The 25,907-nt window shown below is 66.9% G+C and carries 25 protein-coding genes and 4 pseudogenes; 18 read left to right on the top strand and 11 right to left on the bottom strand.

The window, feature by feature from the left end; all coding sequences use genetic code 11:
* Positions 1 to 243: 243 nt before the first annotated feature.
* Both ACIRQP_RS15925 and ACIRQP_RS15930 read left to right on the top strand, forming a co-directional pair.
* Positions 244 to 393: a hypothetical protein gene (locus ACIRQP_RS15925; protein ID WP_403889450.1), complete on the top strand. Its 150-nt coding sequence runs from the start codon at positions 244 to 246 to the stop codon at positions 391 to 393.
* A gap of 850 nt (positions 394 to 1,243) precedes the next feature.
* Positions 1,244 to 3,076, top strand: a complete 1,833-nt coding sequence (locus ACIRQP_RS15930) for a helix-turn-helix transcriptional regulator (protein ID WP_403889453.1) — start codon at positions 1,244 to 1,246, stop codon at positions 3,074 to 3,076.
* A gap of 44 nt (positions 3,077 to 3,120) precedes the next feature.
* Here the strand turns inward: ACIRQP_RS15930 and ACIRQP_RS15935 are convergent, their stop codons facing one another.
* The 3 genes and pseudogenes from ACIRQP_RS15935 to ACIRQP_RS15945 all read right to left on the bottom strand — a co-directional run.
* Entirely contained in the window at positions 3,121 to 3,294 is a 174-nt protein-coding gene (locus ACIRQP_RS15935; protein WP_403889456.1) for a hypothetical protein, read from the bottom strand.
* 458 nt (positions 3,295 to 3,752) lie between these two features.
* The gene (locus tag ACIRQP_RS15940; RefSeq protein WP_403889459.1) at positions 3,753 to 4,316 is read right to left on the bottom strand and encodes a transposase; all 564 of its coding nucleotides are present in this window, start codon (positions 4,314 to 4,316) and stop codon (positions 3,753 to 3,755) included.
* A pseudogene (locus ACIRQP_RS15945) lies at positions 4,231 to 4,989 on the bottom strand (IS4 family transposase); the annotation flags it as partial. The gene ACIRQP_RS15940 and the pseudogene ACIRQP_RS15945, both read right to left, overlap by 86 nt.
* On the opposite strand from ACIRQP_RS15945, the gene ACIRQP_RS15950 reads away from it, so the two are divergent.
* Positions 4,882 to 5,712, top strand: a complete 831-nt coding sequence (locus ACIRQP_RS15950; protein ID WP_403889462.1) for an IS5 family transposase — start codon at positions 4,882 to 4,884, stop codon at positions 5,710 to 5,712. The pseudogene ACIRQP_RS15945 and the gene ACIRQP_RS15950 sit on opposite strands and share 108 nt — an antisense overlap.
* Positions 5,709 to 6,131 (top strand): hypothetical protein, encoded by a 423-nt coding sequence (locus ACIRQP_RS15955; RefSeq protein ID WP_403889464.1) that lies wholly within the window; start codon positions 5,709 to 5,711, stop codon positions 6,129 to 6,131. The genes ACIRQP_RS15950 and ACIRQP_RS15955 overlap by 4 nt, the downstream gene beginning before the upstream one ends.
* Before the next feature lie 62 nt (positions 6,132 to 6,193).
* On the opposite strand, the pseudogene ACIRQP_RS15960 reads toward ACIRQP_RS15955, so the two are convergent.
* Positions 6,194 to 6,418 (bottom strand): annotated as a pseudogene (locus ACIRQP_RS15960) (transposase domain-containing protein); the annotation flags it as partial.
* Between the two features lie 259 nt (positions 6,419 to 6,677).
* On the opposite strand from ACIRQP_RS15960, the gene ACIRQP_RS15965 reads away from it, so the two are divergent.
* Positions 6,678 to 7,613 (top strand): helix-turn-helix domain-containing protein, encoded by a 936-nt coding sequence (locus tag ACIRQP_RS15965; protein ID WP_403889467.1) that lies wholly within the window; start codon positions 6,678 to 6,680, stop codon positions 7,611 to 7,613.
* Positions 7,614 to 7,635: 22 nt separating this feature from the next.
* Here the strand turns inward: ACIRQP_RS15965 and ACIRQP_RS15970 are convergent, their stop codons facing one another.
* Together ACIRQP_RS15970 and ACIRQP_RS15975 are read right to left on the bottom strand one after the other, a co-directional pair.
* Complete coding sequence (locus ACIRQP_RS15970) at positions 7,636 to 8,433, bottom strand: SAM-dependent methyltransferase (protein ID WP_403890021.1); 798 nt, start codon at positions 8,431 to 8,433, stop codon at positions 7,636 to 7,638.
* Positions 8,434 to 8,717: 284 nt separating this feature from the next.
* Positions 8,718 to 8,930, bottom strand: coding sequence for a DUF397 domain-containing protein (locus tag ACIRQP_RS15975; RefSeq protein WP_403889470.1), 213 nt, complete (start codon positions 8,928 to 8,930; stop codon positions 8,718 to 8,720).
* A gap of 836 nt (positions 8,931 to 9,766) precedes the next feature.
* Here ACIRQP_RS15975 and ACIRQP_RS15980 point away from each other — a divergent pair.
* A complete protein-coding gene (locus tag ACIRQP_RS15980; protein WP_403889473.1) occupies positions 9,767 to 10,030 on the top strand; it encodes a helix-turn-helix domain-containing protein in 264 nt (87 codons plus the stop codon).
* 90 nt (positions 10,031 to 10,120) lie between these two features.
* Positions 10,121 to 11,062: an IS3 family transposase gene (locus ACIRQP_RS15985; protein ID WP_403889476.1), complete on the top strand. Its 942-nt coding sequence runs from the start codon at positions 10,121 to 10,123 to the stop codon at positions 11,060 to 11,062.
* A 233-nt stretch (positions 11,063 to 11,295) separates the two neighbouring features.
* Here the strand turns inward: ACIRQP_RS15985 and ACIRQP_RS15990 are convergent, their stop codons facing one another.
* Together ACIRQP_RS15990 and ACIRQP_RS15995 are read right to left on the bottom strand one after the other, a co-directional pair.
* Positions 11,296 to 11,709, bottom strand: a complete 414-nt coding sequence (locus ACIRQP_RS15990; protein WP_403889479.1) for an NUDIX hydrolase — start codon at positions 11,707 to 11,709, stop codon at positions 11,296 to 11,298.
* Positions 11,706 to 12,365, bottom strand: a complete 660-nt coding sequence (locus tag ACIRQP_RS15995) for an NUDIX hydrolase (RefSeq protein ID WP_403889482.1) — start codon at positions 12,363 to 12,365, stop codon at positions 11,706 to 11,708. The genes ACIRQP_RS15990 and ACIRQP_RS15995 overlap by 4 nt, the downstream gene beginning before the upstream one ends.
* Before the next feature lie 407 nt (positions 12,366 to 12,772).
* Between ACIRQP_RS15995 and ACIRQP_RS16000 the strand changes: the two genes are divergently transcribed.
* The 7 genes and pseudogenes from ACIRQP_RS16000 to ACIRQP_RS16030 form a co-directional block, all read left to right on the top strand.
* On the top strand, positions 12,773 to 13,282 hold the full coding sequence (locus tag ACIRQP_RS16000; RefSeq protein WP_403889485.1) for a nucleoside-diphosphate kinase: 510 nt from the start codon (positions 12,773 to 12,775) through the stop codon (positions 13,280 to 13,282).
* A gap of 80 nt (positions 13,283 to 13,362) precedes the next feature.
* On the top strand, positions 13,363 to 13,662 hold the full coding sequence (locus ACIRQP_RS16005) for a hypothetical protein (RefSeq protein WP_403889487.1): 300 nt from the start codon (positions 13,363 to 13,365) through the stop codon (positions 13,660 to 13,662).
* A 155-nt stretch (positions 13,663 to 13,817) separates the two neighbouring features.
* Entirely contained in the window at positions 13,818 to 14,402 is a 585-nt protein-coding gene (locus ACIRQP_RS16010; protein WP_403889490.1) for a CYTH domain-containing protein, read from the top strand.
* A 36-nt stretch (positions 14,403 to 14,438) separates the two neighbouring features.
* Positions 14,439 to 15,203 (top strand): hypothetical protein, encoded by a 765-nt coding sequence (locus ACIRQP_RS16015; RefSeq protein ID WP_403889493.1) that lies wholly within the window; start codon positions 14,439 to 14,441, stop codon positions 15,201 to 15,203.
* A gap of 2 nt (positions 15,204 to 15,205) precedes the next feature.
* Positions 15,206 to 16,597, top strand: a complete 1,392-nt coding sequence (locus ACIRQP_RS16020; RefSeq protein ID WP_403889496.1) for a hypothetical protein — start codon at positions 15,206 to 15,208, stop codon at positions 16,595 to 16,597.
* 61 nt (positions 16,598 to 16,658) lie between these two features.
* On the top strand, positions 16,659 to 17,396 hold the full coding sequence (locus ACIRQP_RS16025) for a class I SAM-dependent methyltransferase (RefSeq protein ID WP_403889499.1): 738 nt from the start codon (positions 16,659 to 16,661) through the stop codon (positions 17,394 to 17,396).
* Positions 17,397 to 17,556: 160 nt separating this feature from the next.
* Positions 17,557 to 18,131 (top strand): annotated as a pseudogene (locus tag ACIRQP_RS16030) (helix-turn-helix domain-containing protein); the annotation flags it as partial.
* A gap of 55 nt (positions 18,132 to 18,186) precedes the next feature.
* Here ACIRQP_RS16030 and ACIRQP_RS16035 read toward each other — a convergent pair.
* Together ACIRQP_RS16035 and ACIRQP_RS16040 are read right to left on the bottom strand one after the other, a co-directional pair.
* Positions 18,187 to 18,651 (bottom strand): GNAT family N-acetyltransferase, encoded by a 465-nt coding sequence (locus ACIRQP_RS16035; RefSeq protein ID WP_403889502.1) that lies wholly within the window; start codon positions 18,649 to 18,651, stop codon positions 18,187 to 18,189.
* A 452-nt stretch (positions 18,652 to 19,103) separates the two neighbouring features.
* On the bottom strand, positions 19,104 to 20,672 hold the full coding sequence (locus ACIRQP_RS16040; RefSeq protein WP_403889505.1) for a recombinase family protein: 1,569 nt from the start codon (positions 20,670 to 20,672) through the stop codon (positions 19,104 to 19,106).
* A 205-nt stretch (positions 20,673 to 20,877) separates the two neighbouring features.
* Here ACIRQP_RS16040 and ACIRQP_RS16045 point away from each other — a divergent pair.
* A pseudogene (locus ACIRQP_RS16045) lies at positions 20,878 to 21,279 on the top strand (MBL fold metallo-hydrolase); the annotation flags it as partial.
* A 130-nt stretch (positions 21,280 to 21,409) separates the two neighbouring features.
* On the opposite strand, the gene ACIRQP_RS16050 reads toward ACIRQP_RS16045, so the two are convergent.
* Positions 21,410 to 22,207, bottom strand: a complete 798-nt coding sequence (locus ACIRQP_RS16050; RefSeq protein ID WP_403889508.1) for a DeoR/GlpR family DNA-binding transcription regulator — start codon at positions 22,205 to 22,207, stop codon at positions 21,410 to 21,412.
* 146 nt (positions 22,208 to 22,353) lie between these two features.
* Between ACIRQP_RS16050 and ACIRQP_RS16055 the strand changes: the two genes are divergently transcribed.
* The 3 genes from ACIRQP_RS16055 to ACIRQP_RS16065 all read left to right on the top strand — a co-directional run bounded on the left by ACIRQP_RS16055 (position 22,354) and on the right by ACIRQP_RS16065 (position 25,906).
* Positions 22,354 to 23,241, top strand: coding sequence for an SIS domain-containing protein (locus ACIRQP_RS16055; RefSeq protein WP_403889511.1), 888 nt, complete (start codon positions 22,354 to 22,356; stop codon positions 23,239 to 23,241).
* A gap of 333 nt (positions 23,242 to 23,574) precedes the next feature.
* Positions 23,575 to 25,461, top strand: coding sequence for a sensor histidine kinase (locus ACIRQP_RS16060; RefSeq protein WP_403889514.1), 1,887 nt, complete (start codon positions 23,575 to 23,577; stop codon positions 25,459 to 25,461).
* A 7-nt stretch (positions 25,462 to 25,468) separates the two neighbouring features.
* Positions 25,469 to 25,906, top strand: coding sequence for a roadblock/LC7 domain-containing protein (locus tag ACIRQP_RS16065; RefSeq protein WP_403889517.1), 438 nt, complete (start codon positions 25,469 to 25,471; stop codon positions 25,904 to 25,906).
* Position 25,907 lies beyond the last annotated feature (1 nt).

Below are 25,907 nucleotides of genomic sequence, written 5' to 3' on the forward strand. Positions count from 1 at the left end.
TGCCCAGCGGCAGCAACGGCTCAAGCCGGGCCCACTGGTCGTTCGTCAGATCTCCACGTCCCACAAAACACGATCATGAACGAACAAGATCCACTTTTGCAACAGGCCCTAGTCCCACGGGCCGTGCGGACTGCCGTTGATCGGCGCCCTGGAGTTCATCGCGGGTGCTTTGTATGTCGCCTGCCGCTCCGTCGTTTCATTGCGAGGCATAGCACAGCGGTCTCCTGAAACTGCCTGACCCACATGGGACGGCATGAAAATGCCGTCGCCGCGACCACCCGGCAATCCGAGGTGCTGGCGCAATGGCTGAGAACCCAGCGCTGGCGTCTCGGTATCACCTACGCGGCGATGGCCAGCAAGGTCGACTACGAGTTCACCGCAGCGGCCGCCTGACCCCGGACGGCTGCCGTCTGGTCATCACCCGGGCCGCGGCGCACACGGGCATCGAGGTGAAGCTGACCGGGCATTCCGCCCGGGCGGGGGAGCGCCACCACAGTGACCGAGCAGGACAGTGAGTCGGGGAGGCCCGCGCCAACGCGGGCCGCCCCGATCATCGAGCCCTAGCCGTTGAAGAACTCCGCTCAGAACTTCCGCACCATCTCCCGAGCGACCCCCTCGGCGGCTCCCCGCACGATGGAGTTCTGCAGTCCCTGCCTCCCCGACAGAGCAGAGACGCCAATCAACTCTCGTCGTCGCTCGCTGGGACGACTCCCGCGCGGTCAAGGGCTTCCAGTAGCCGCACGACGCCATCGGGAATAGCGGAGGCGCGCAGCGTGTCCGCCGTGTCGATGACGTCCTGCTGCGCCTGGGGGTCGACATCCCGCCAGAGAGCTGCAAGCTGGTCAAGGCGCGCAGTGTCCCCGGGTGATGGAACGGGGAACCCGCCGGCGTCTCGGGTCATCGGGATGCTGCCTGTGAGGCAGTGCCAGGAGCAAGGTTTTCCTTGCGGATCAGCCGGCGCGTCGGCTGGCCCTGCTGGTGCGCGTGCGTGTGTATGGCGCCGGCGCCGGACAGCATTGCGCTGCCGCTGGAGTGTCTCGCCTCGGATTATGTCCAGGTATCCCAGGCGGCAAACCGGGGCGTGATCGGCGATCCTTGCATCCACGCCCGTGCGGGAGTCAGCAATGAACGACAGTGCTACTCACTTCATGGCGCCTCTTGCTTCAAAGCAAGTGCGCGTGGGATCCTCTTGCCTGACGGTTACTCAACAGGGCGTGGCGCCGATTCAGGAAGGAGGCGGGACGTGAGCCTGGATGAGCTGTACACCAGTCCGCAGATAGCCAAGCGGCTCGGCGTGACTCGCCAGCGCGTCGACCAACTCGTGGAGAACGGGCAACTGCCGCAGCCGGTGGGCCGCTCCGGGCGCACCCGGTTCTGGCGGTCCTCCGACATTGAACTCGCCCTCGCGGGCAGCGATCCGTCCACCGGACGGCCGCCCACTCCCGACTGGGACACCATCGCCGCGCCGGATGCCCCGCTGCGTCTGGACGTTGACGAGGTGCTTGCCGTGCCCGGCATGTGGGTCGACGAGACGCCGCGGGTGCACGTACGGATCTGGCGCGGGTCGGCCGTCGGCACCCGGCGCACCGTGGTGCTCTACGGCGCCATCGCCGAGTCCCACGGCATCATCATCAACTACGCCGAGGACATCGCTCGTGTGATCGCTGCCCGGCACCTCGGCGTCGGTGAAGCGCGCAGCGCCTGGTGGCTGGGCTTTTGGCCGAGGGGCTTCCCGCGACCCGAACTGAAAATCCAGTACGTCTCGTTCGCCTTCCCCCGGGCCGCCACCTCCGGCGGGCTCCTCGACGCCCTGCTGCGGCGCGGCAGCAAGGACGTGTGGAACGGCGAATTCGACAGTCCGGTCTGGCAGAAGGTCACCCCCGCCCAGCTGACCCGCGTCCTGGGCAGCGCCCCTGATCTCGACTTCCCGCCCGGCACCTACACCGCGGCGGTGGTCAGCGACCTGGCCGCCGGACGACGACCCGCCGTCCTTGACTTCGACCCGTACCGCCTCGGCGCTCAACTGCGCCAGATCACCTGCCTGCACGCCTACCGCCAAGCCTTGCTCTCCGGAGACGACACCCGGGACGGTCTGCCCGCCCTCGACCTGCTGGCCCGGGGTGGCCACGACAGCACGGCCCGCACCTCCGAGGCGATCGGGATCGCCGTGCGCGTGCTGGTCCCCGACGCCATGGCGGCAGCGCACGACTACCAGGTGAACCACCGGGCCGACGACGTCGGTTCCGCACTGGTCGAACGCCGCTTCCGCCAGCCCGGTGCGGAGGAGAGCAACCTGCTGGAGCGCTACGTTGACCTGCCCGGCATGGACCTGTCCGCCGGAGCCCTGCACCGGGCCCTGACGACGGTGCGGACCCTGTCCTCCACGCTCGCCGACCAGGCCGCCACCGACGGACCGCACGTCGATGCGGCCCTGCTCGACGCCCTGACCGCGGCGGAACCCGGACTCGTCAGCGCCCGCCACCTGCTCGACCCCCGCCTGATTGACGACCCCGGGCCGGACCCCCACGCCATCTCCAGCCCCGGCGAGGCCGAACGCGCCTACCTCGCCACCGTCTCCTGGTGGGGTCCGGCCGCCGGCGACGCCCACCGGGCTGCCGCCCTGCGTGGACATCTGTGGGACAGAGACCTCGATGGTCTGCGCACCGGCTACGACCCCTTCGGCCGCATGGTCCTGCACAACCCCACCACCGACACACTCGCCATCGAACGGCCCCGCACTGTGCCCGTCGTGCCCTACCCCGACGAGGCCCAGATCCTCGCCACCTACGGGCAGATGACTGCGTTCATCGTCCTGCCCGACGGGCGGGTCGACATCCTGCCCACCGACTCCCGCGACATTCACGCCGACGTCACCTGGGGATATGGCGGCACCGGTCCCGAAATCCTCGCCCGCGCCCTTAGCTTCGCAGTCCTGGAACACCCTGACCCCGAACACCCGCTCACCCTGGAGGAACGCCCCTCACACATGGCCGCCCACCTGCTCGAAGTCACCGAACGCAGCCCCCAGTACGAGACGCTGCGCCTCAACGTCGGCGACCTGCGCCACCAACTCTGAACCACCGCTGTCAGACCGAAGCTGCCGCAACTCCCCGACAGGGGCTACCTGATGTCCCCCACCGACACACCGACTGAAACGGTCCCGGCCGCCACCTCGGTGCCATCGGCATCCACGAGCCGGAACAGGCGCAGCGGGTCATCGCACTTCTCGACGCGGCCGACCCGCGTCACCCTCAGCGCTGCCACATCCCGGACCGTCATCCTGTGCTCTGGCATCCATACCTCCGCGGGCCAACTTGCTCGACGACACGCGATGTAACCAGATCCGCCACCACACGTGCGGTCACGACGACCCGTCGGCGGTGGCCACAACAATCTTGCAAGCGCCGTGAGTTGATATGCATGCTGGGTTGGCTACCAGAAGGCAGCGGGCCGAGCAGGCCGCGAGGCGTAGCGATATCGGACGGCACTTCCACCGTCCCGCTGGGCACTGAAGGGACCAACGCAGCACTGAGCCGTAGCCCCGCGGCTAACGTCAATACCGGTAACTTATGGTTTTTGGTGTGCGTTTGACTCGTTTGGTTTTGGTGGCGTCGATGATGGTGATCGCCGCGACGGTTGGACGATCTGCGGTGTTGAGGGCGGCGCGTTTGAGGGGCCAGCTGGCGACTTTGTGTTTGATGGCGCGGGGGTTGCTCCGGCGGCGTCGTGGTGGCAGGAGTCGTTCGAGGAGTTCAGTGTGGGTGGCTTTGATCGCGCGGGCGAGTCTGCCGGGGGGAAAACGCCGCCTGGTCGGTGACCTGGCGGCGCACGACGCGCAGTGAGCGGGTGAAGGAAATGCGGTCCGGATCGCGGTCGGCTTGTCGTGCGGCCTGGTGCATCAAGTGTCGGATGGCGTGGTGGACGAGCAGGAATCCGTAGAGTTCCTGCTCGGCTCCGTCAGGGTGCTGCGAACGCAGCACCAGGTGGGAACCGCCGAGGTGGGTCTTGATCTCGTCGAGGGTGGACTCGAACTCCCACCGCTGGGCGTAGAGGGCGGCCAGCTCCGCGGCCGGGGCCTTGTCCGGGTCGAGGATCGTGGTGATGAGCCGGTAGGCGCCCTCGTGGCCGGCGATTGGTGTACTCCACCGCGCGTACCGGCAGTCCGCGGCGGGTGTGGTGAATGTCGGTGCGGTCGAAGATCTCGGTGAGGTAGGAGCCGTCCGGCAGTTGCTCGACCACGGGTAGCACGAGGTCTTTGCGGACTCGCCACAGCAGGTCTGCTCCTGTCGCCGCGGCCTTGCACCACAATGCCACACCGTAGAAGCCGCGGTCGGCCAGCAGCAGCATCCCCGGCCGCAGGGAAACCAGAACCTCCCGGGCCAGGGTCTGCTCCCCGGTGCGCAGTGGTCCGATCGCGGCGTCGAAGATGACATGGGTACCGCACTCCACCAGACCGACCATGCGAATCTGCGGGTAGCCGACGTTCTGCTCGCCCCGCCCGGAACGGGGCGGACGGCCGAGCGCCTCCACGTGGGCCTTCGTGTCGGGCAGGTCGAACGTGGTCCCGTCGATCGCGGTCAGCCGCCAGTCACGGTAGAAAGCGCCCTGCGTACCCGGTGCGGCAACCGGGCGGCACACCCTGGCGAACAGCTGCCTCAGCGGCGCCACACCCAGCCGGGACCTGGCTTTCCAGATCGCTGCCGTACTCGGCACCGCCCACGACGTACGCCAACGCCGCGCGCCCTGCAAGCCCGCGGTCAGCAGCCGGGCGACTTCCTCAGAGTGCGGGATGTGGCGTTCCGTCGGTCTTGTCATCGCTCGATGGTGTGACGTTGGGGCATCGCTGCCGGTCAGGAGTTCGGGGTTCGCTTGAGTTGTGGCATGAGCATGCGCAAGCCGTACCCGAGCGATCTCACCGATGAGCAGTGGGAGCTCGTCGAACCCGTGATCGCGGCATGGAAGGCCCGGCACCCGTCGGTCAGCGGGCATCAGGGGAAATACGCGATGCGGGAGATCGTGAACGCGATCCTCTACCAGAACCGCACGGGTTGTCAGTGGGAGTTCCTGCCCCATGACATGCCCCCGCCCGGAGCGGTGAAGTACTACTTCTACCTCTGGCGCGACGAGGGCACCGACCAGGACATTCACGACCTGCTGCGCTGGCAGCTGCGGGAGAAGCGGAAACGATCAGCCGACCCGAGCCTGGTCGTCCTGGACACGCAGAGCATCCACGTGGCCGTGGGCGTCCCGGCCACGACGACGGGCCGGGACGCCGCGAAAAGGGTGCCGGGCAGGAAGAGATGCCTGGCCGTGGACGTGCTGGGCCTCGTCATTGACTGCGTCGTCCTGCCCGCCTCCGCGCACGAGAACACCGCCGGCATCGCCCTGCTGGACGGTGTCACCGAGCAGTGCGACACGGTGAAGAAGGCCCTGGTCGACCAGGGCTTCAAGAAGAAGGTCGTCGAGCACGGCAAGAACGTGGGCATCGACGTCGAGATCGTCGAGCGCAACCCGGACGACAAGGGCTTCGTTCCACAGGCCAAACGGTGGATCGTGGAGCAGACGAACGGGATCCTGATGTTCTACCGCCGTCTCGTACGCGACTACGAACACCTCCCCGCCTCCTCCCGCTCCCGCGTTCTGTGGGCGATGACCTCCGTCATGAGCCGCCGCCTCACCGGAGCCACCATCACCTCTTGGAGGACCGCATGAGCGAGAACCCACAGGTCAAAGCCATCCTGGAACACATCGAAACCCGCGAACGCGAACTGGCCGACCAGGCCGGACAGTTCCAGGCCCGCATCGAAGAACTCACCCGGCAGCTCGGCGAACTCGACGCGGAGAGCGAGAACCTGCGCATCACCCGCAAGACCCTCCTCACTCTCCCACTGCCCTCACCCGACACCGGACCGGAGCGCCCCAACATCCCGGACCACCCCGCCTACCAGCAGATCCTCACCGCCCTGGCCAACACGGGCCGGCCGATGCGCGCCCGCGACCTCTGCCAGGCCCTCGACCTGCCGATCCTCCCGAAGAACACCGAAGGCATCCGCTGCAAACCGAAACGCCTGGTCAGCCGGGGCATCCTCATCGAACCCGAACCCGGCTTGTTCGCCTGCCCCGGCGCCTGAGGACCACACCCCACCCGCGACCAGCGGTCCTTCCCCAACCTCAACCACGAAACGGACAAGAGCTCACGTTCCGCACTCTCATAGCTCTGCCCCGAGAACAGGCACATCGCCAACACGAAGTAGACCACCAGCCGGGCCGGCAACAACCGATTCCGTTGCTGCACCCGGCCCGTCTCCACCAACACCTCATCCACAAGTGACTGAGGAAACGCCTGCGTCAGCACCCCGACCGCGACTCGGTCGGACAACCGCTCACCAGATGACTTCAGTTGACCAGCTCTCGGCACATCACCAACAACGACCAAACCAACCCAAAGTTACCGGTATTGAGGCTAGGGCGTGTTGCGAAAGTAGCGCCGTCCGCCCGCAAGCCAGGCGGGACTTTCGCAACACGCCCGAGTTGGCACTGGATGGGCCAACGGCATATTCAGGACACTCAGATGGGTGATATAGGACTTTCTTACGATACTCGGCCCGGGAGGCTGGTGGTCGTGCACTATGAGCATCGAGAGCATCACTGAGCGCACTGGTAATCAAGGAGATCGTGTGGGCCAGCAGTTGGCGGGTGCCGAGGAACCTGACGATAGTGTCGACTGGAAATCCAGCCCCCGGGTCCGGTTCCTGAAGAATGAGGCTGCACCGTCCGCTCCGCGTATGGTGCTGGGCAAGGAGCTGCGCCGTCGGCGTGAAGCTGTGGGGCTGCAGCAACAGGAGGTCTCCCGGCGCCTGAACTGGTCGCTGTCGAAGACCAGCCGAATCGAAAGTGGCCAGGTCAAGGTCAAGGAACAAGATCTGCCGGCTCTGTTCTCGCTGTACGAGATAGACGACGCGACTGAGCAAGTACCGCTTCGCGAACTGGCACAGATCGCCAACCGGCCCATGTGGTGGCAGCCGTGGTCAAAGATCGCGTCTCAGTACCTGCAGGCCGTGCTGAGCTTCGAGGACATGGCCTGGCGCATCAAGTCCTACGAGCCTCTGTACCTGCACGGGCTGCTGCAGACCCCGGAATACGCTCGGGCGCTCATCGAACGGGGACGAGGGACGCGGAGCCATCACACCGCCCTGGCACAGCTCCGCAAGGAGCGGCAGACCAAGTTCGCCGAGTCGCCCGGCAAGGAGCTGATCTGCGTGATCGATGAGGCGGCAGTCCGGCGGACCGTCGGTAATGCGGGGATCATGCGCCGACAAGTCGAGCATCTGATCGACTTGGGCGAGGACGGTCGTTTTCATCTCCGGCTCGCCGAGCTGAACCGCCCCAACCTCCCTCTGGAACTCGGGCCCACCACCATCTTCGACTTCGCGGAGACCCTGCTCCCCACCATCGCCTACTCCGAGAGCTTCGACGGCGGCCTGGTCATCCAGGACGGGGACTCTGTAGACCGTAGGGTGACGACGTTCGACGTTCTTCGTGCCCGCTCCCTGGCGCCCGGTAAGACGACACAGAAGCTCCGCGATCTGCTGGCATCCAACTACTACCGCTGACCCCCGCCCCTATAGGCGTCAGTCACGGCTTGCGCGCCACACCTGCGTACAAGGACACCTGTGCGTCACTGACGAGACTGGGGCCGCTCCCTGGCTCCGGGCGCCAGTGGTGCGCCAGGGCGACCCCGGGTTTCACGAGATCCAGGCCGTCGAAGAAGCGTAGAACCTCTCCCCGGGAGCGCACCTGGAGAGGGGTTCCCCGCTGCGTGTATGTCTCGACTATGGCCTGCCATGCTTCCGGGGCGAAGTCGCCGGTGCAGTGGGACAAGCTCGCGTAAGAGCCGGCGGGCAACTGGTCCATGAGTTGAGGCACGAGGTCATACGGATTCTGCTCGTCGGGCACGAAGTGCAGTAGGGCGTGAAGGGACAGGCCCACGGGACGGTCGAAGTCGATGATGTTCTCGGCCCTCACCGCGGCCAGAACTTCATCTGGCCTCCTGGCGTCGGCATGCGCGTAGCCAGTCCGTCCCTCCGGGGTTCCGTACAGCAGTGAATCCGCATAGACCAGGACGATCGGATCGTTGTCCACGTAGACGACCCGGCATTCCGGCTCGACCGCCTGCACCACATTGTGGACGTTTGGTGCGGTGGGAATGCCGGCGCCCACGTCGATGAACTGGCGCACTCCCCGCTGCGCCAGATACCGCACGGCGCGGTGCATGTAGGCGCGGTTCACGCGGGCCACCGTCTCGACTGCAGGAAACGCCTTTATGACCTCCCGGGCCACCTCTCTGTCCACGGCGTAGTTCGTCTTTCCGCCTAGGTAGAAGTCGTACATCCGCGCACTGTGAGCCCTGTCCTGCCCTAAGTCCACTTCCATGCCGCCCTGTTCGGGTATGGACTGGTCTCCCACTGCGGTCTCCCAGGTTCGTCGAGTGTCCCGCTGCCCGCGCCAGGCAACAGGATGCACTTGCATTATTCCCATGCTTACTGGTCGGTTACCGCCGATGTCTAAAGCTGAACGACCTTCTCACCCGTGTGTCACAAGCGAGTCATGAAATGAGCGCGCAGCTCGCCCGGCCCCTCTGGGGGCCGGGCGAGCCACCTCAACGGCAATAGAGTTGCAGAAGCACACGCTCTGCGTAGCGGTGCACTGGCATCGCCTCAGAGGCTGCCTGAGGCCAACGCCGACATGAAGGCCGCAGCAGAGGGGTGAGACACGGCCACGACAGGACTGCGTCGGACCTTCGAATCGCGGAAGAAGACCTCCCCCGTGAACGGCTGCGCGATCTCCACGCATGCCCCCTCGGGAAGGCTGTGTGAACTTTTTCGCCAGACGACATCCGCTGGTCGTACAGCACTCGTCGGCTTCCTCACCGGACTACCTCCTGCGGTGAATGAACTCCCCGTCGTCTAGATGCAATTGCATCTAGACCCGACGAAGGGAGGATCGCCGCCCTGTCGGACAGGTATGCGAGGTTGGGAAAGAATGTCTGGATTTCGCCGCTGGCGTTACGTGCAAGTGCTGCCACGGCGCCGATGTGTTTATCGTGCTGTCGGGCAGCCCGCGACGCCCCGCAGGGCCCTGGTCGGCAGGTCGCGCAGGCATGGGAACGGCGCCCGCAAGTAACCCCTCTAGGGGCCTCTCACCAGGGAGAATTCCGATGGTAGTACGGGGGAGGGGTGTGGGTGGGGGCGTACCGGGGGGTCAGGTGCAGGCAGTGAATCTGCCTCTCTCTATGGCCCGTTCGTGAGCGCAGACGCGGAAACGGCCCGGGAAATATTGACACGCTCCGTTTAACGTCGACCGCGCTCAGCGATCGAGCTGAGCGGCATCAGGACCCCGGCGTTGAAGTTGAGAGCCTCAGCCGGGGCCCCGTGTCGACGACTCTCGAAGGAGAACGTGGTGGGGCTTTCCCCGCGCCGACGACGCAGCAAACCGAAGCACGCCCGACCCCGCGCTAAACCATCGGTACGACTGTGCGCAACTTGCCTCGCGGACTGCCTGCAACTCCTGGTTAGCCACGGCATCGGGCCGCTGCTCCTCCAGCAGTCCCAGACCTGGCTGAACACGGCTGTGACCGTAGCTCTCTTGGGCATGTGCGTGAAACGGCACCGCTCCAACCATGGGCCGAGCCAGTCCTAGCAACTTCCTGGGCGCTGCCATGAGCGGCGCCCAGGCATTTCGCCGCCCGCCTGCCCCTGGAGCGAACATGCACCAGTCTCAGCGACCTGCCGGAAGTCTCTCGGTACACATCGGACTTGTCCTGGATCAGATCCGTCTACAGGCTCGCTTGACACCCGAGGCGCTGGCACGGAAGACCGACTTCGACCTTACGTACGTGACTGACATCCTCTCTGGCAACGCCTTCCCCAGCCGACTCTTTACGCTCCGCTACGCGCGCGCTAGTGGAGTGGACCCTCAGCTCCTGTTAAAGGTCTGGGAAGACGAACAGGCGCGTCGCCGGGCGCGATGACGAGTTATCGAAGTCGAAACAGGGACGTACGCTTGCGTGAGTGGCGTCAGCCTCGGGCCATACATTCGGCCTGTCGGAGTCGGGATCTCTGTGATCGTCCCCACCTGGTTCATCGACGAGCACCGGGACCGCTTCGGCGGCGTCGAGCCGATCTGCAGAACCCTCACCGAGCATGACTGCAAGATCGCCCCCTCCACCTATTACGCCCACAAGAAACGTCTGGAAGCGCCTTCCGCCCGCTTCGTGCGCGACACGGAGCTCAAGAAGTTGATCCGGGAGGCCCACACATCCAACTACCGTGTCTACGGGGCCCGGAAGATCTGGCGGGAGCTGAACCGGCAGGGGCATGCGGTGGCCCGCTGCGCCGTCGAGCGCCTGATGCGGGAACTCGCTATCCAGGGTGCGGTGCGCGGCACGCGTGTCATCACCACGATTCCCGGCGGACAGGCCGAGCGGGCCCCGGATCTGGTCGACCGCAACTTCGTCGCCGCCGCTCCGAACCGTTGCTGGGTGGCGGACTTCACCCACGTCAAGACCTGGTCAGCGGTGGTCTATGTCGCGTTTGTCGTGGACACGTTCTCCCGCCGGATCGTCGGCTGGTCGGCCGCCACCGTCAAGGAGACCGTCTTCGTCCTGGACGCTCTGGAGATGGCCCTGTGGCAACGTGACCGAGACGGACTCCCTTACACCAAGGGCGAGTTGATACATCACAGCGACGCAGGGTCGCAATACACATCGTTCGCGCTGGCCGAGCACCTGAACCGGGCAGGGATCGCGGCATCGATCGGCTCGGTCGGTGACGCCTACGACAACGCCCTGATGGAGAGCACGATCGGCCTGTTCAAGACCGAGCTGATCAAACCCGGCCGGCCCTGGAAGACACTCTCCCAGGTCGAACTGGCCACCGCCGAGTGGGTCGACTGGTACAACCACCGCCGGCTCCACGGTGAGATAGGCCACGTCCCGCCCGTCGAGTACGAGGCCAATCACTACATGGAATCCACGAAACCCCAGGTCACAACCACAATCTGAGATCTCTACCGAACCCGGGGCGGTTCAATCGGAAGGGGAGAGGGCCGTGATCCGGCCTCTCGGGAACTGTGTGACCCACAGAGCTGGACGTTGGCTTGAAATCGGCGTTTTGGTTTGCTGCTACGTAGACGCATGATCGCCTCTCGGCACGGGGTCAGCGCCGCCGTTCCGGCTCCGGCGACAACAGCGCACTCGCTCGGAATCACGACTGCCCCCCTTTGAGACTGGACTACTCAGGTGGTCAGGGCTGCGTCGAGGTATTCCTGCACTGGCTCGAACACCCCGTACGGCACGTACTGCGGGATCTCGCCATGGGGGACCCAAGCGAGCTCGGCTAGCTCTTCGGTGTCCGCGACATGGGCGGTGCCGCCCACCACGTCGCAGGCTGTGTACGACATCAGCCGGCCCGTCTTCGGGTGGATCCGTTCGCCGAGCAGTTTCACAGCGGCCACGTTCAGTCCGGTCTCTTCCTGTGTCTCCCGAACGGCGGCGTCTTCACGGGCCTCGCCGGGCTCGATCTCGCCGGCCGGGAACTGCCAGGAGAGCTGCCCCTCGCTGACCCGACGGCGCACCATGAGCACGCGCCCTTCGTGGACGATGATGGCTGCGGCGATGCCCGGTCGCTCCTCCGTATTCTGCTGCGTCACGTCTGCTCCTCCAGGACGGCCAGGATGGGTGGGAAGATCGTATCGATGGGGATGAAGCGGGGCACCGATTTTCTGGGGACCCACATGACGTCGATGTTCTCGACCGTGTCGGTGTTGCTGGCTTCGCCCGCCAGATATTCGCAAAGGAAGTACTCGCACAGCACTCCGGTCACCGGGTGAAGCCGGTTCCCGAGCTGCTGCCGGACCGCGCAGTGGACACCCGTCTCGTCCAAGGTCTCCCGCACGGTTGTGGTCTCCGCCTTGCCTCCCGGCTTGATGACACCGGCCGGAAACTGCCAGGTGATCCCGGCAGCCTCGTTGTCCCGTCGGCAGACCAGTAGGACATCGCTTTCGCGGACGACTACCGCGATGGCAACGCGCAGCGCCTGCGCGCCTGGCGGCGTCGACTCCGCTGATGCCAGCTCTTTCGCCAGCATGAGCGCGAAGCGCTGTCGCGCAGCTGCGGGGGCCTGTTCGTGGGCCGTGTCGAGGAGCTGCTGCATTTCCCTGCGAGGCACGACGGACGCGTCGGAGTGCCAGGCGGCCACGGTCCTTACTGCGATCCCCAGGTGCGCGGCGAACTGTTCGTTGCCGAGGCGTAGGGCAGATTGCAGCAGGCACGCGTGACGGCCGCTCCAGCGCTCGACCACGTCCACAGTGTTGCCCCCTTCTTCGCCGCTCTGGTGCAGGAACCTGCGCGTGGAAAGTGCACCCCCACTGCACTGGCACTTCATGGGCACGTACAAGAAACCGCGGAAGAATCGGAGTCATCAGGGGCCAAGGAATCACCGCCGAAGCCTCAATCCCTGGGAGGCGCGCAGGAGGCGTGGAAGCGCTAGACGACCACGAGGAGATTCTAGGTGCGTCCCCCTAGCGGATAACAGGGACAGGGAAGTTGGCTCAATCAGTCGCCTCGGTCGGCTGGTCAGCGGCACCATCGCCGATGTTCGCCCGTCCAGGGCAGTGGCCGCTCGCCCGAACACCCCTGCCAGCGCCGGTAACCTCAGCGGGTGACGGTTGATCGCCCGTCATGTTCGGTTGTTAGCAAGGTGAAAGGGAGTCAATGGCCGAGGTTCAGGCACACACTGTCGAGCGCACGCTCGTCCTGCTCAAGCCCGATGCGCTGGCGCGTGGCCTGGCAGGAAGGATCATCACGCGATTCGAGGAAGCCGCGCTGAAGATCGTCGGCACGAAGATGAAGTGGATGGACGAGGAGTTCACCCGTCGGCACTACTTCGACCTTGAGGAGCGGCTGGGTTCGGAGGTCTACAACGTCACGTCGACGTTCATGCAGCAAGGGCCGGTCATCGCCCTGGTTCTGGAGGGCTTCGACGCCATCGCCACCGTCCGCAAGATCGTCGGCAGCACGTATCCGAATCAGGCTCCGGCCGGCACGGTGCGGGGCGACTTCTCGCACTACAGTGCCGCGGCCAGCATTGCCTCGGGCAAGGCGGTCGCGAATCTCGTGCACGCCTCCGGCAACGCGGAGGAGGCTAAGCAGGAGGTGGAGCTGTGGTTCGACAAGGACGAGCTGCAGAACTACAAGACGCTGGCCGAGATCTATACCTACTGACAGCGGGTCACGGCGTCACTGCGGGGACGCCGGTGCGTTGATCACCAATGGGCACACGACCGTCTGACTGAGAGGGCACCATGACCAACCAGACCCGCCTGGCCTCCGCCGATGAACTGGAGTCGATCTACCAGCGTGAGCTGGTGACCGACCGGTGGGCGGCCACCGAGACTGCGTACGCCTTGGCGGTACGCCACCGCGACCTGGGCGACTGGCCCAAGTCGCGCGAATGGGTGCAGCAGTGCCTGCGTCTCCTGGAGGGCTTCCCCAGCGAGACGGAGGAGCACGTCGCCACCAGCCGTACGTCGGTCGGCGGTGTCCAGCTGCCGACCTATCTGCACGCGGGCGTCGTCCAGGGACGCTTCGGCGACCTCGGCTGACATCACAGCTCCACTTCGGGTGATGCGGCCGGCACCGGCTCGGCCGCATCACCCCACGCTTTACCATCAACCTCACAGCGTTCGCCCGACCGGACAGGCCCCCTTGGCAAGGGTCCGGCTGGCTTCGCCATGCCTGAATCGAGAGGCAGTACCACGTGGCCATCGAGATCGAGATGCGTGCCCGCTTCACCAAGGAAGCCCATGACCAGCTCGTCACCCGCCTGACGGCGGGTGGAGAGGACCTAGGACCCGACGACAAGCACATCTACTTCTACGTGCTCCCCGACCAGCTCCTGAAGGTCACCGACAACACTGCCGCCGGCACCGCCAAGATCACTCTCAAGGGAAGCAGGATCGGACAGGGCACCGCCTTCGCAGAGACCGAGTTCGCCATCGCCCCCGCCGACGTCCCGGCCGCGGTGAAGGTGTTCAACGCCCTCGGCTTCGAGACGGTGATGCACGAGGCGTTCAACTTCCGCCACAACTTCCGCTTCAACGGCATCGAGATCGCAGTCAAGTGGAGCGAGGCGTGGGGCTACCACGCCGAGTTCGAGGTGTTGCTGGAAGACGACGCCTCGGATGCAGCCCGCGACAAAGCAGCGGCCAAGATCACGGACGTCGCCACCGCGCTGGGCGTGACCCTGATGACCGAGCAAGAGCTGGCCGACTTCACCGCCGCCTTCGAGGCCGCCGAGAAGAAGCGCAAGGAACGCGAGCAGCAGGCCACGCCCATCCGATAGAGACATCACCGCAGAGACCACCAAGGGGGTGGGCACATGAGCACGACCCCGTCGACCGCAAATCTGATCGATCTGGCTGCCCGAGGGCAACTGCCGCTCCACCAGCACATGGACCAGGCCACCATCGAGTGGATCAGCGACAACCGGCCCGACCTCCCCCAGGCTACGCAGCCGGCCTTGCGCCCGTTGTCACAGAGACTCCTCACCCGGAGCGGGCTGCCGACTCTCTGGTTGGCCGACCCCCGCCTGTACACGTCGCTCCACGGCGTCAGGCACGCCATGAGGACGGCGGCGCTAGCCGCCGTCCTCGCGGAGGCCAACAGCCTGGACGACGCCGACACCGCCACGGCGATCCTTGCAGCCGCCGTGCACGACTGTCAGCGCCGTAACGACAAGGACGACCGTGGGCACGGCGCCCGGGCGGCCATCTGGCTCGCCGCGAACGCCGACACAGTCTGGGGACACTTCGGCCTCACCGCCACACCGCGCCGGATCGTGCAGGCGGCCACCGCCATCCGCCTCCACGATGTCCCGTACGAGGCGTTCACCGCCGACGACAGGACCGACCACGCACGTGCCGAGCGCATCACCGACGTGCTCAAGGCCGCCGACGCCCTTGACCGCTGCCGCCTACCGAAGCTGAAGTGGTGGCCGGACGCCCGGTATGTCCGCGAGTCTGCCTTCGACCAGCTGCGTGGCCTCGCCTTCGACCTGGTCCTCGTCTCGGAGCGGGCCTACCTCGCCGGGGCCGGCGGTACCGCGGCCGTCCGCTACGCGCTTGCCGAGAAGGGCCTCGTCTGACCATGGACTTCCTCGACGCGTACCACCTGTGGGCCGACGCACACGCCTTCTTCGACTCCACCCTCATCCCCGGCCTCGCCGACCACACCGCCCCGCTCGCTACCCAGGCGGCGGCCTGGGACAGGCGGCTCGCCGAGGAGACCCCGAACGGCCATCTGCTGCGGCAGAACGCCCTCTTCGAGGCGCTCAGGGGCAACGGCAAGCTGCACCTGCTCCACGTCACCCATGCCCTGGAGGAGATCAGTCAGCAGGGAGTGCTCTACCCGTCGGGCGGCTGCCTCGTCGGAAGCATCTACTGCGCGCCGCTCACCACGACCGAACTAGGCTTCCGCATGCACAACCTGGGCTCGTACGTCCTGACCAAAGAAGCCCCGGCCTTCCTGGCCAAGTTAGGCGTCATTGACCGCGTCCCGACCCCGCTGATCTTTGAGATCGACACCCCGCCACAGGCGTACCGCGGACTCGCCGGAGTGGACTACCTGCGGCTGGGCCTCATCCACCTGCAGATCTACAGCCACCTCGAATACCTGCTGAGTAAGAACGAACGACACCAGCTGCGTGAGACCGTCGTCAGCCGCGTCAAGAACTCGGCCGCGTTCCTCGCCACATCCTCCGCCGTGGCCCAGGGCGCCCCGGTCAACACCGAGCCATTTCTCCGGCTGCTCGACGAGACGATCCCGCGCCTGCCGATCCTCGGCTACCTGTACTTCGAAGCGGTCGCGGAGTACCTGATGCTCCACTCGACCTCGCACCACACGCGGCGTCTGGCCGAACTCGGGGAGCTGAACAACTGGCTGTACAAGGAGATGCTGTTCGCCTCCTTCCCCGCCATGGCCGGCAAGTTCGACCTCGCGAGCTTCCGTCCCCGACCGAAGCAGCTGGCCGCCCTCATCCACCAGGTCGATCCGACCATCGACACTAGTCACGCGAGCGCATACCTGGTCGAGCGGATCAGCTACCTCGTCGCCGCCCGTCTCTTCGCCCCTGGTGACGCCCCGGAAGCCTGGCACCACACGCGCTGGGAGTTCGACTCCCTCTCCACCCAGCTCGGACCGCTCCTTGGCCACCTGATCCACCGGGAACTGCGCACCTTCGGCCGCTACCCCGACTTCTACTTCTACTTCGACCAGCACAAGGCGCTGCAAGCCTGGAACTACTGGAACCACATGGACATCGTCGCACCGTTCAACGGCACGCTGCCCAAGGGCGAGATCGGCATCAACCCGGCCTACCCCAACTTGGACTACCGCGTGTGGCGCGCCGAGCAGGACGACACCGGCCACCTCCAGCCAGCCGAGGAACTCTCGCTGACCATCGCCCCGCGGCTGGTGGACATCAAGTACACCCTCATGCGCAACAACCAGTGGACCGCACCCGCGCCCAGCGTCGCCTGATGCACCGCCGCCACCTGCGGCCCACCCCACCCCAAGCAACCTCACACGCAGGAGATCCGTGATGAGTCCCTCCAGCATGCCCTCCGTCGACCTCCTCGGCGAGCAGATCACCGCCGTCCTCGCCGACCCCGCCACCACCCACGGCCTTGCCCGCACCCTCCGGGCCGCCGCCAAGGAGATTGAACTCCACGGCTACCACCACACCAGCCGACTCGCCTGGCCCAGTGGTCGCATCGACGACAAGCCCGCCAAGGTGCAGATCGGCGGCGGAGCCCATCGCATCGACGGCTTCTTCAACATCGACGTCCTTCCGCCGGCCGACCTCCTCTGGGACATTCGCGAAGGCATCCCCCTTCGGGACAACAGCGTCGCCGAGATCTTCTCCGAGCACTTCCTGGAGCACATCGACTACCCGCGCTCCGCCAAGCACTACGTCCGAGAGGCGTACCGGGTCCTTGAACCGGATGGCCGGATCATCACCGGCGTCCCCGACGCCGCATTCGCCCTGAGCCAGTACCCCGGCCCGCTGGACAGCTCCGACGAAATGATCGGGCGCTGGTATGCCAAGCGCGACTGCCTCGGCGACATCAACGCCCGCCTCGACCTCGTCAACCTCGTCTTCCGCGACCAGGACGACAACCCCAAGTACACCCCACACCTGTGGGCCTACGACCACGAGAAGCTCGTGCAACTCTTCACCGAGGCCGGCTTCGCCACCATCGAACCTTGGACGTTCGACCCCGCCATGGCCAACCCGAGGCGCCGCTGGGGCAGCGTCTACGTCGTCGCGACGAAGTAACGCTCCATTGGCAGCCAGAGATGCGGGCGGGACCGTTCAGCAGCCAGCCGAACTCGCAAGCCTGGTACGCATGCTACTGCCGCATCAGGCAACGTTCGCCTTGTTGTGACGTGCCGTCCGGCTGTCGGTCCGGGTGGCGCGGACACGCCATGCTGTTTTCGTGGCAGAGCGAGTACGTGTCCCGGAGATCGATAACGACGAGGGCCGACGGCTGCTGCGGATCACCGCCGGGGCACCGGGTCGGTGGTGACCTGGCGCCGGGCCCAGATGATCCTGCTGTCCGCGCAGGGCATGCCCGTGGTGAAGATCGCCGAGGTGACCTTCACCAGCGCCGACCGAATCCGCGATGTGATCCACAGCTTCAACACCGACGGCTTCGACTCGCTCTACCCGAAGTACAAGGGCGGTCGGCCGAAGACGTTCACGCTGCCCGAGCGTCGCGAAATCAAGAAGATCGCGAAGTCCAAGCCAGCCGAGCACGACCTGCCGTTTTCCACCTGGAGTCTGACCAAGCTGGCGGACTTCCTGGTCGCCGAGGGGGTGGTCGACGACATCAGCCACGAGGGCCTGCGCATCCTGCTCCGCGAGGAAGGCGTCTCCTTTCAACGCGTGAAGACCTGGAAGACCTCCCGTGACCCGGACTACGCGGCCAAGAAGGCGCGGATGGAGCACCTTTACGCGATCGCCGACGGCGAGGTGATGCCCGAGGAGCGCGAACCGGAGGTGGTGTTCTGCCACACCGTCGATGAACGCCTGCGCAAGGTTGTCGCCAAGGCCAACGTCGCTCGAATCACGTGACGGCCCGGCGGTAGATCTGGCGTGAACCGCCTTCCGGGCCCGGATCGGCGGCCTCGGCCGGTGCGAAACCGAGACGCTCGTAGAAGACGCGTGCGCCGCTGGCAACGGCGCCAGGATGATCGGCCCCGAAGGTGACCATCTCAATGCTGCCCGGACTCCGCACGAACCTTCGTGTTGCCTCGGCCATCAGCGCACGACCGGCGCCCTTCCCACGTTCCTCCTCCGAGACGACGAGCCAGTGGACATGGTAAATCGGGGTCTTTGCACCAAACAGCAGGCCACCGAGGACATCCGATCCCGAGGAGACGGCGACGAGCGCAGTGGACCGGCGAATGTGCTTGTCCACGGCGCTTTGGAAACCGGAATCCCCGGCCATCGGGCCGAACCATTGCTCGACCTGCGCCGCCAGGCCGAGAAAGGCGGGGAAATCCTGCTCCCGCGCGAGTCTGACGATCACTCGAGCAGTCTGGCAGACGAGGCAAACGTTTCCTGATACGGCACTACGAGGCCCTCGCCGACCTCCTGCTCGCGCTCGACGCCTGCGCCACCGGTGTTCTCCGGGTGGGGTAACAGCGACGTACCTTCTCCCCCCCCGCCGACGGCGAGGCCAAGATGGCGTCGGGAGCGTGAAGCGGCGGGCAACATAGCCGACGATCGCCGGTTAGCCAAACCGGCGATCCCGGAGAGCATTGATGGTCGTGGGCGGCTGCTCCTGAAGGTGGAGCGGCGCAGCCCGAACTTGACCATGGCTGCCGCCTCAGGGCGGCTGCCGAACGCATCGCACGAATCTGGAGAACGGCTTGAAGGTGTTCGTCTATGAGGTGAGCAGGACTGGTGAGCGAAAGCTCGTAACTGTGACAGAGCGCTGCAGCCAACCCCGCCGCACTCAGTGCGGCGGAGCTTCTGGTGTTACAGCTTTTTCTTGAAGTAATCGTCCTTCACGACCAGTCGGCTCTTCACGTCGTCAGGTATGAGGAGGTCGCAGTACTCCTGGTGAACCACGAATGTGATGCCGGCTCGTAGAAGGTCCTTTTCCATCTGGTCCGTCCCAAGCTTGGCCCAGTGCTGGCGGTAGGTCACGCCCATGGACCGGTACGTCCAGCGGTCCTTCGTGCTCTCCGGGTCAATCCTCTTCAGTTCGGCGCCGAGCTTCTGGAGTGCTTCCTTCGCTTGCTCCTGGATGAACCCCCCGACTGCGAACACGCCACCGGGAGCGAGACCGTCCATGTAGTGCTTGATCGATGCCTGGAGCTCCGTGACACGGGCCAGGTTCTCCGTGCCCCGGGCGTACTCGCGATGGATCACCTCGAAGTCGCCCAGCTGATCAAGGACGGTGTCAGCGAGGACTCCGTACATCTCGTCCGGGTCGAAGACCGGGGCTCCGCACGGCTCCCTGGTGTAGGACGAGCACCGCAGCTTCGGATACAGCTTGACCGTGCCGTCTGTCCGCTTCTTCGTCGATATGTGCTTGTACATGTTGGCGTCGCACGTGCCGCACTTGATCACACCGAGGAACAGCGACAGCTTCTTCCCCTTGGAGGACTTACGCCCGTGCTTGGCGTTCTGCTTCAGCCTGTCCTGGATGGCGTCGAACTCTTCGTCAGTGAAGATCGGAGGGGCGAGCCTGATCGGCTGACCGTCAGTTCCGTAAGCGATGCGCGAGATGTCCTTGCTCTTCGCCTTGGGGGGCCGAATCACCCGCACGCCCTTGAGTGCGGGGTTCGTCAAGATCGCTGTCAGATTCCTCGCGTACCACCTCCCGCCGTTGGGCGCGGGAACACCCGCTCGGTTCACGATCTGCGTGATCTTGTACATGGACCGGCCGCGCATGAGCATGGCGTAGATCCACCGGAGTACCCGCTTGCGGAACGGGTGCACGACCAGCCTGCGCCCGTCGGGGCCGTCCTCCGTCGTGTAGCCGTAGGTCGGCTTGCCGATTACCCACCGGTCGGTGGTCCGCGCGTACTTCCACAGGGACTCTAGGCGCACGCCGGTATTCGCGGCCTCGATGCGCGCCATGCCAGCGATCATCGTGACCATCATTTCGCCGTACGCGCTGTCGAGGTCGATCGGATCCTTGTCGGCCGCGAGCACCTTGTCGTACTCCCTGCACCACTCGATCATGAGGTGCAGGTCGGATATCCGGCGTACGAACCGGTCGAGCTTCCAGAAGAGAATCTGATCGAACTCGGGCGCTCGGTTGTTGATCCAGTCGCCCAGCTCGGGGCGCTTCCACGGCGGAACCTTCGTCGCTGAGACGTTGAGATCCCGGGCTACCCCCACGACACGACAGCCGCGATTCACGGCGAAACGGCGAAGATCCAATTCCTGTCGGACCGGGGAGGTCGTCTCCTCAGTCAAAACGGACAGGCGAATCGAGAGCAGGGCCCTTGGGGCGTCTGGCGGGAGCAGGGATTCCCTCTGCCTCAGGTCCTCCAGTTCCCGCAGCTCAGCAGGGGACCACTCGACGTCATGCACTGGCCAATCCTAACCATCGGGGTCACAATCGATGGTTCTGGGGCAGTTCCACCTTCATTTCCGTAATGCAGGCATCACGGCGCGTGCCTGTTGGGTGAGATCCACACGGGCTGACGGCTGGGTGCGCGCGCAGAGCGTGTGGACCGGGACCCATAACCGCACGGCTGGACGCGCGGCACGGCGTGTACAGAACGAGGGGTTGTTGCCGGATATCCATATGACCCCGGACGAGGGCATGCGCGCCCATCTCGATCTCCAGGGCGGCCGTCCCTCCGGCGTGATGCTGCCCATCCACTGGGGTACGTTCAACCTCGCCCCGCACCCGTGGGCCGAGCCCGGTGAGGGCACGGTCACCGCCGCCGCCGAAGCGGGTGCCGGGATCGCGCTGCCGCGCCCCGGCCAGCCCTTCGAGCCCACCGGGGACGAGGTCCCCGACGCCCCGTGGTGGCGCTCCGTGGCCGCCGTACCGGCCGAGGGCTGGCCCTCCGTGACCGCGCGCTCCGCCGCCGGGGCCCCGGCCGCCACGGTGGGGACGGCGGGTCCCGCCGGCGGCAAGGGCGACGGCGGGAAAACGGAGGAGACGGTCGAGCGCACGCCCTCCGCGTAAGCACGCGAGGGCGGGGGCGTGGGGGTCCGGGGATTCGGCCCCCACGCCGCCCGGACGGATCACGTGAGTCCGGGTGTCCGCTCGGACCTGGACGACGCGTCCAGCTCGGACCTGGACAACGCGTACCCCCTCAGACCTGGACAACACGTACGCCGCGCTCCTCGAACCGGCGCGCCCACTCCGGTGCGCCGGAGTCCGTGATGAGCGTCCCGATGTTCTCCACCGGACAGATCCGCGCGAACGCGCGGGCGCCCAGCTTGGAGCTGTCCGCCACCACGACCAGCGTCCGCGCCCGCTCGGCGAGCAGCGCGTTGATGCTCGCCTCGTGCTCGCTGTGGGCACCGGCGCCCGACTCCGTGTCGACGGAGTCCGCGCCGATGAACGCGATGTCGAGGCTGACCTCGCCGATGATGTGCCGGGCCAGCGGCCCGACGAGTTCGTACGACTGGGGCATCGCCACCCCGCCCGTCGTCACCACCTTGATGTGCGGCCGCACCGCCAGCTCATGGGCGATGTTCAGCGCGTTGGTGACGATCGTGAGCGCGGGCTCCTCGGCCATCCGCTCCTCCGCCGTTCCCCGCAGCTCACCGCGGGTGGCGAGGGCTCTGGCCACCTCGGAGGTGGTCGTGCCGCCGTTCAGCCCGACCACCATGCCGCGTTCGGTCATCGCCGCCGCGGCGCGCGCGATGCGCTCCTTCGCCGCGGCGTGCCGTACCGCCTTGTACCGCAGCGGCAGTTCGTACGCGACGGAGTGCGCCACCGCCCCGCCCCGGGTGCGCGTCACCAACTGCTGCTCGGCGAGGTGATCGAGGTCGCGGCGGATGGTCGCCACGGACACCCCCAGCTCCGCGGCGACGGCCTCGACCTCCAGCTGATGCCGCTCGGTCAGCAGCTCAAGCAAGGTCGTATGCCGCTCATGGCGATTCACCGTAACCCCCTCGATCCCGTGGACTCTTGATCCTATGTGCTCGTGACCTTGGTCCGGAATGCTTGTTAGTGATTGAAAGCGTCGTCTAGCATGCAGGAACAATCATAAGGTTCGAAGTCATACGGCTCAGGGGAGTGGAGACGCACATGTCGCATGTGGAGACGGAACTTGCAAGTCAGCCCGAGTGCTGGCGCCGGGCGGCGGCCCTGGCCGAAGGGGCGCGCGACAAGCTGCCCGAGCCCGGTGAGCGCACGGCCGTCGTCGGCTGCGGCACCTCGCTGTTCATGGCCCGTGCCTACGCCGGGCTGCGGGAGGGAGCGGGGCTGGGCGAGACGGACGCGTTCGCCGCCTCCGAGTTCCCCGCCGGACGCCGCTACGACCGGATCGTGGCGCTCACCCGGTCGGGGACGACCACCGAGGTGCTGTCCCTGCTCGCGGACGTCCGTGGCTCCGCCCGTACGACCGCGATCACCGCGGACCCCGGGACGCCGGTGCGTACGGCCGCCGACGATCTGGTCGTACTGGACTTCGCCGACGAGCGGTCCGTCGTCCAGACGCGCTTCGCCACCACCGCGCTCACGCTGCTCCGCGCGCACCTCGGTCTGCACCCGGACGCGGCGGTCACGGACGCGGAGACGGCCCTCGTGGAGCCGCTGCCCGCGGGGGTGACCGAGTGCACGCAGTTCACGTTCCTCGGCCGGGGCTGGACGGTGGGGCTCGCGGAGGAGGGCGCGCTCAAGATGCGGGAGGCGGCGCTGGCCTGGACCGAGGCGTATCCGGCGATGGAGTACCGCCACGGTCCCATCAGCATCACGACCCGGGGGACGGCCACGTGGATGCTCGGGCCGGCCCCCGAGGGGCTGGGGGAACAGGTCGGCGCGACCGGTGGGCTGTGGGTGCCCGGGACACTGGACCCGCTGGCCGAGTTGGTACGGATCCAGCGGCTCGCCCTCGCGCTGGCGGGCCGGCGCGGTCTCGACCCGGACAATCCGCGCCATCTCAGCCGCTCCGTGATTCTGTCGCCGTCCTCCTGAGCCCCTCCCGCCCCGCTCCTCCGTCCCCTTTCCCCTGTCCCTCCCTTCCTCCTCTCCCTTCCTCCTCTCCGGTCCTTGTAGGGGAGTTCGGCCCGGTGCCTCACACCGGGCCGAACGTCGTATTTCGCGCTGATGTGCGATGCCTCATACCAGAGCGGGATGCTCTGTGGGGAACTTCGTCAACTGCTCACCGCGAGGGAACGCTTGGCGACTACCGTATGTGCTCGGTGATCAACGGAGGGCGTACGCGGTATGCGCAGGTCCTGCCGCTGCCGCCGGAACGGAACAACCGCACGACGCCGCTTCCTGGGGCCCCACGTACCGAGGACACTGATGTCTCAACTTCGCGCACCCGTCGCGCGGCCGGAGCGCCGCGAGGGCGGGCGGCACGGCAGGCCGGGTTCCCGCTCGCTCTCGTCCCCGGCCAGGACGGACACGCCGACGCCGCCCGACGCCCGCGTACGGCCTCAACTCCTGCGCACCGCGGTCCTTCCGGCGATAGTCGCCGCGCTCAGCGGCGCCGCCGCCGTCATGCTCATCCTGCGCTCCACCGCGGTGGAACCGACCGCCGCGCTCTGGACGGCGCTGTTCGGCATGGCGCTGCTCGCCTTCGCCGCCATCGCGGCGGCCGCCCTCGGCGCGGAACGTACCGCGAAGTCCGTCCTGGACCGCTGCAACGCGATGCGCCGCTCCAGCGCGCGCGGGCAGACCGAGCTGCGTGCGGTCGTCGATCAGCTCCGACGGGGCGAGCGGGTGCCCGTACGCCCGGCACCGGCTCCGCCCGCTGTTCCCGGCGGCGACGAATTCGATCTGCTGGCACAGGAATTGGGCCGCTCCCGGGATGCCGCCGTCGCCTCCGTGGTGCAGGCGTCCCGGCTCTCCAGCAGCGTCGGGGACGAACAGAAGGTGGAGGTCTTCGTCAATCTGGCGCGTCGGCTCCAGTCCCTCGTCCACCGGGAGATCCAGCTCCTCGACGAGTTGGAGAACGAGGTCGAGGACCCGGAGCTGCTGAAGGGCCTCTTCCACGTCGACCATCTGGCGACCCGCATCCGCAGGCACGCCGAGAACCTCGCCGTCCTCGGCGGGGCGATCTCCCGGCGCCAGTGGAGCAGGCCGGTCACCATGACGGAGGTCCTGCGCTCGGCCATCGCCGAGGTCGAGCAGTACCCCCGGATCAAGCTCGTACCGCCGATCGACGGCACTCTGCGCGGCCATGCCGTGGCCGATGTCATCCATCTGCTGGCCGAACTGGTCGAGAACGCCACGGACTTCTCCTCCCCGCACACCCAAGTGCTGCTGCGGGCCCAGCATGTGACGGCGGGGCTGGCCATCGAGGTGGAGGACCGGGGCCTCGGGATGCCGTTCAACGAGCAGAAGAAGATGAACGGACTGCTCACCGACCCCGACCAGGTCAATGTCGCGCAGCTGCTCCAGGACGGGCGGATCGGGCTCTTCGTGGTGTCGGCCCTGGCGCGCAGGCACGGCATCGCCGTGCGTCTCCAGTCCAATATCTACGGCGGAATCCAGGCCGTGCTGGTCCTGCCGCAGGCGCTGCTCGGCTCCGAACGGACGGACGAGCGGAACGGCGAGCACCAGACGTACGGGGCACAGCCCCAGCCGCAACCGCAGAGGTACGAGGCGCAGCACCAGCCCCGGCAGCCCCAGCCCCAGCAGCCCCACCCCCCGTCGCAGCAGCCATCGCCGCCGCCCGAGCCCCAGCCCCAGCCCCAGAACCAGAACCAGAACGGACCGACACCACCCCAGGGCACCCCTGCCCCGCTCCCCGTACGGGAGACGGGCGCCGACCGCCCCACCCCCGCCGCCGCACGCCCCGGTGCCGTCCACCCCGACCGGCGGCGACCGCCCGCCCCACCGGACCCGGCCCGCCCGCGGGTCGAGGCTCTCGGCGACGGCACCCTCCACGCCACCGCGAGCCGGCCCCAACTGCCCAGACGCCGCGGCCAGGAACACATGGTCCCGCAACTGCGCGAGGCCCCGCCCGCGCCACCGCCCGTCGAGGAGGCCGTGCTCCACGACCCTGGGCTGATGGCCGCCTTCCAGCGTGGCATCGGCCTCGCGGAATCCCAGCCGGTCCGCCCATCGGCCTCCGTGCCCGACCCGTTGACCGACCCCCTGCCGGATCCCGTGCCCGATCCGCTCTCCGGGTCCCCCGCGGAACCGCCGGAACCGCAGCGCCACGACACCACCCCCAAGGAGTAGATGCACCATGGCGAGCGATGTGCCGACCGGCCATGTCTCCGACCTCGACTGGCTGTTGAGCGGTCTGGTCCAGCGAGTCCCGTACACCCGCAGCGCGGTGCTGCTCTCCTCCGACGGTCTGGTGAGGTCCGTACACGGCCTGGACCCCGACAGCGCCGATCACATGGCGGCGCTCGCCTCCGGCCTCTACTCCCTGGGCCGCAGCGCCGGGGCGAGGTTCGGTGACGGCGGGGAGGTCCGTCAGGTCGTCGTGGAACTCGACTCGACCCTGCTCTTCGTCTCCACCGCGGGATCGGGCACCTGTCTCGCCGTGCTGGCGGGCCGTGAGGCGGACGCCGCAGTCCTCGGCTACGAGATGGCGATGCTGGTCAAGAGCGTACGGCCGTATCTGGTCACCCCGCTCAGGCGCGGGGCCGGCTTCTCCCCGAGCGTCGCGGGGCACTGAC

Source organism: Streptomyces sp. NPDC102274 (genome assembly GCF_044766385.1).
Classification (GTDB): Bacteria; Actinomycetota; Actinomycetes; order Streptomycetales; family Streptomycetaceae; genus Streptomyces.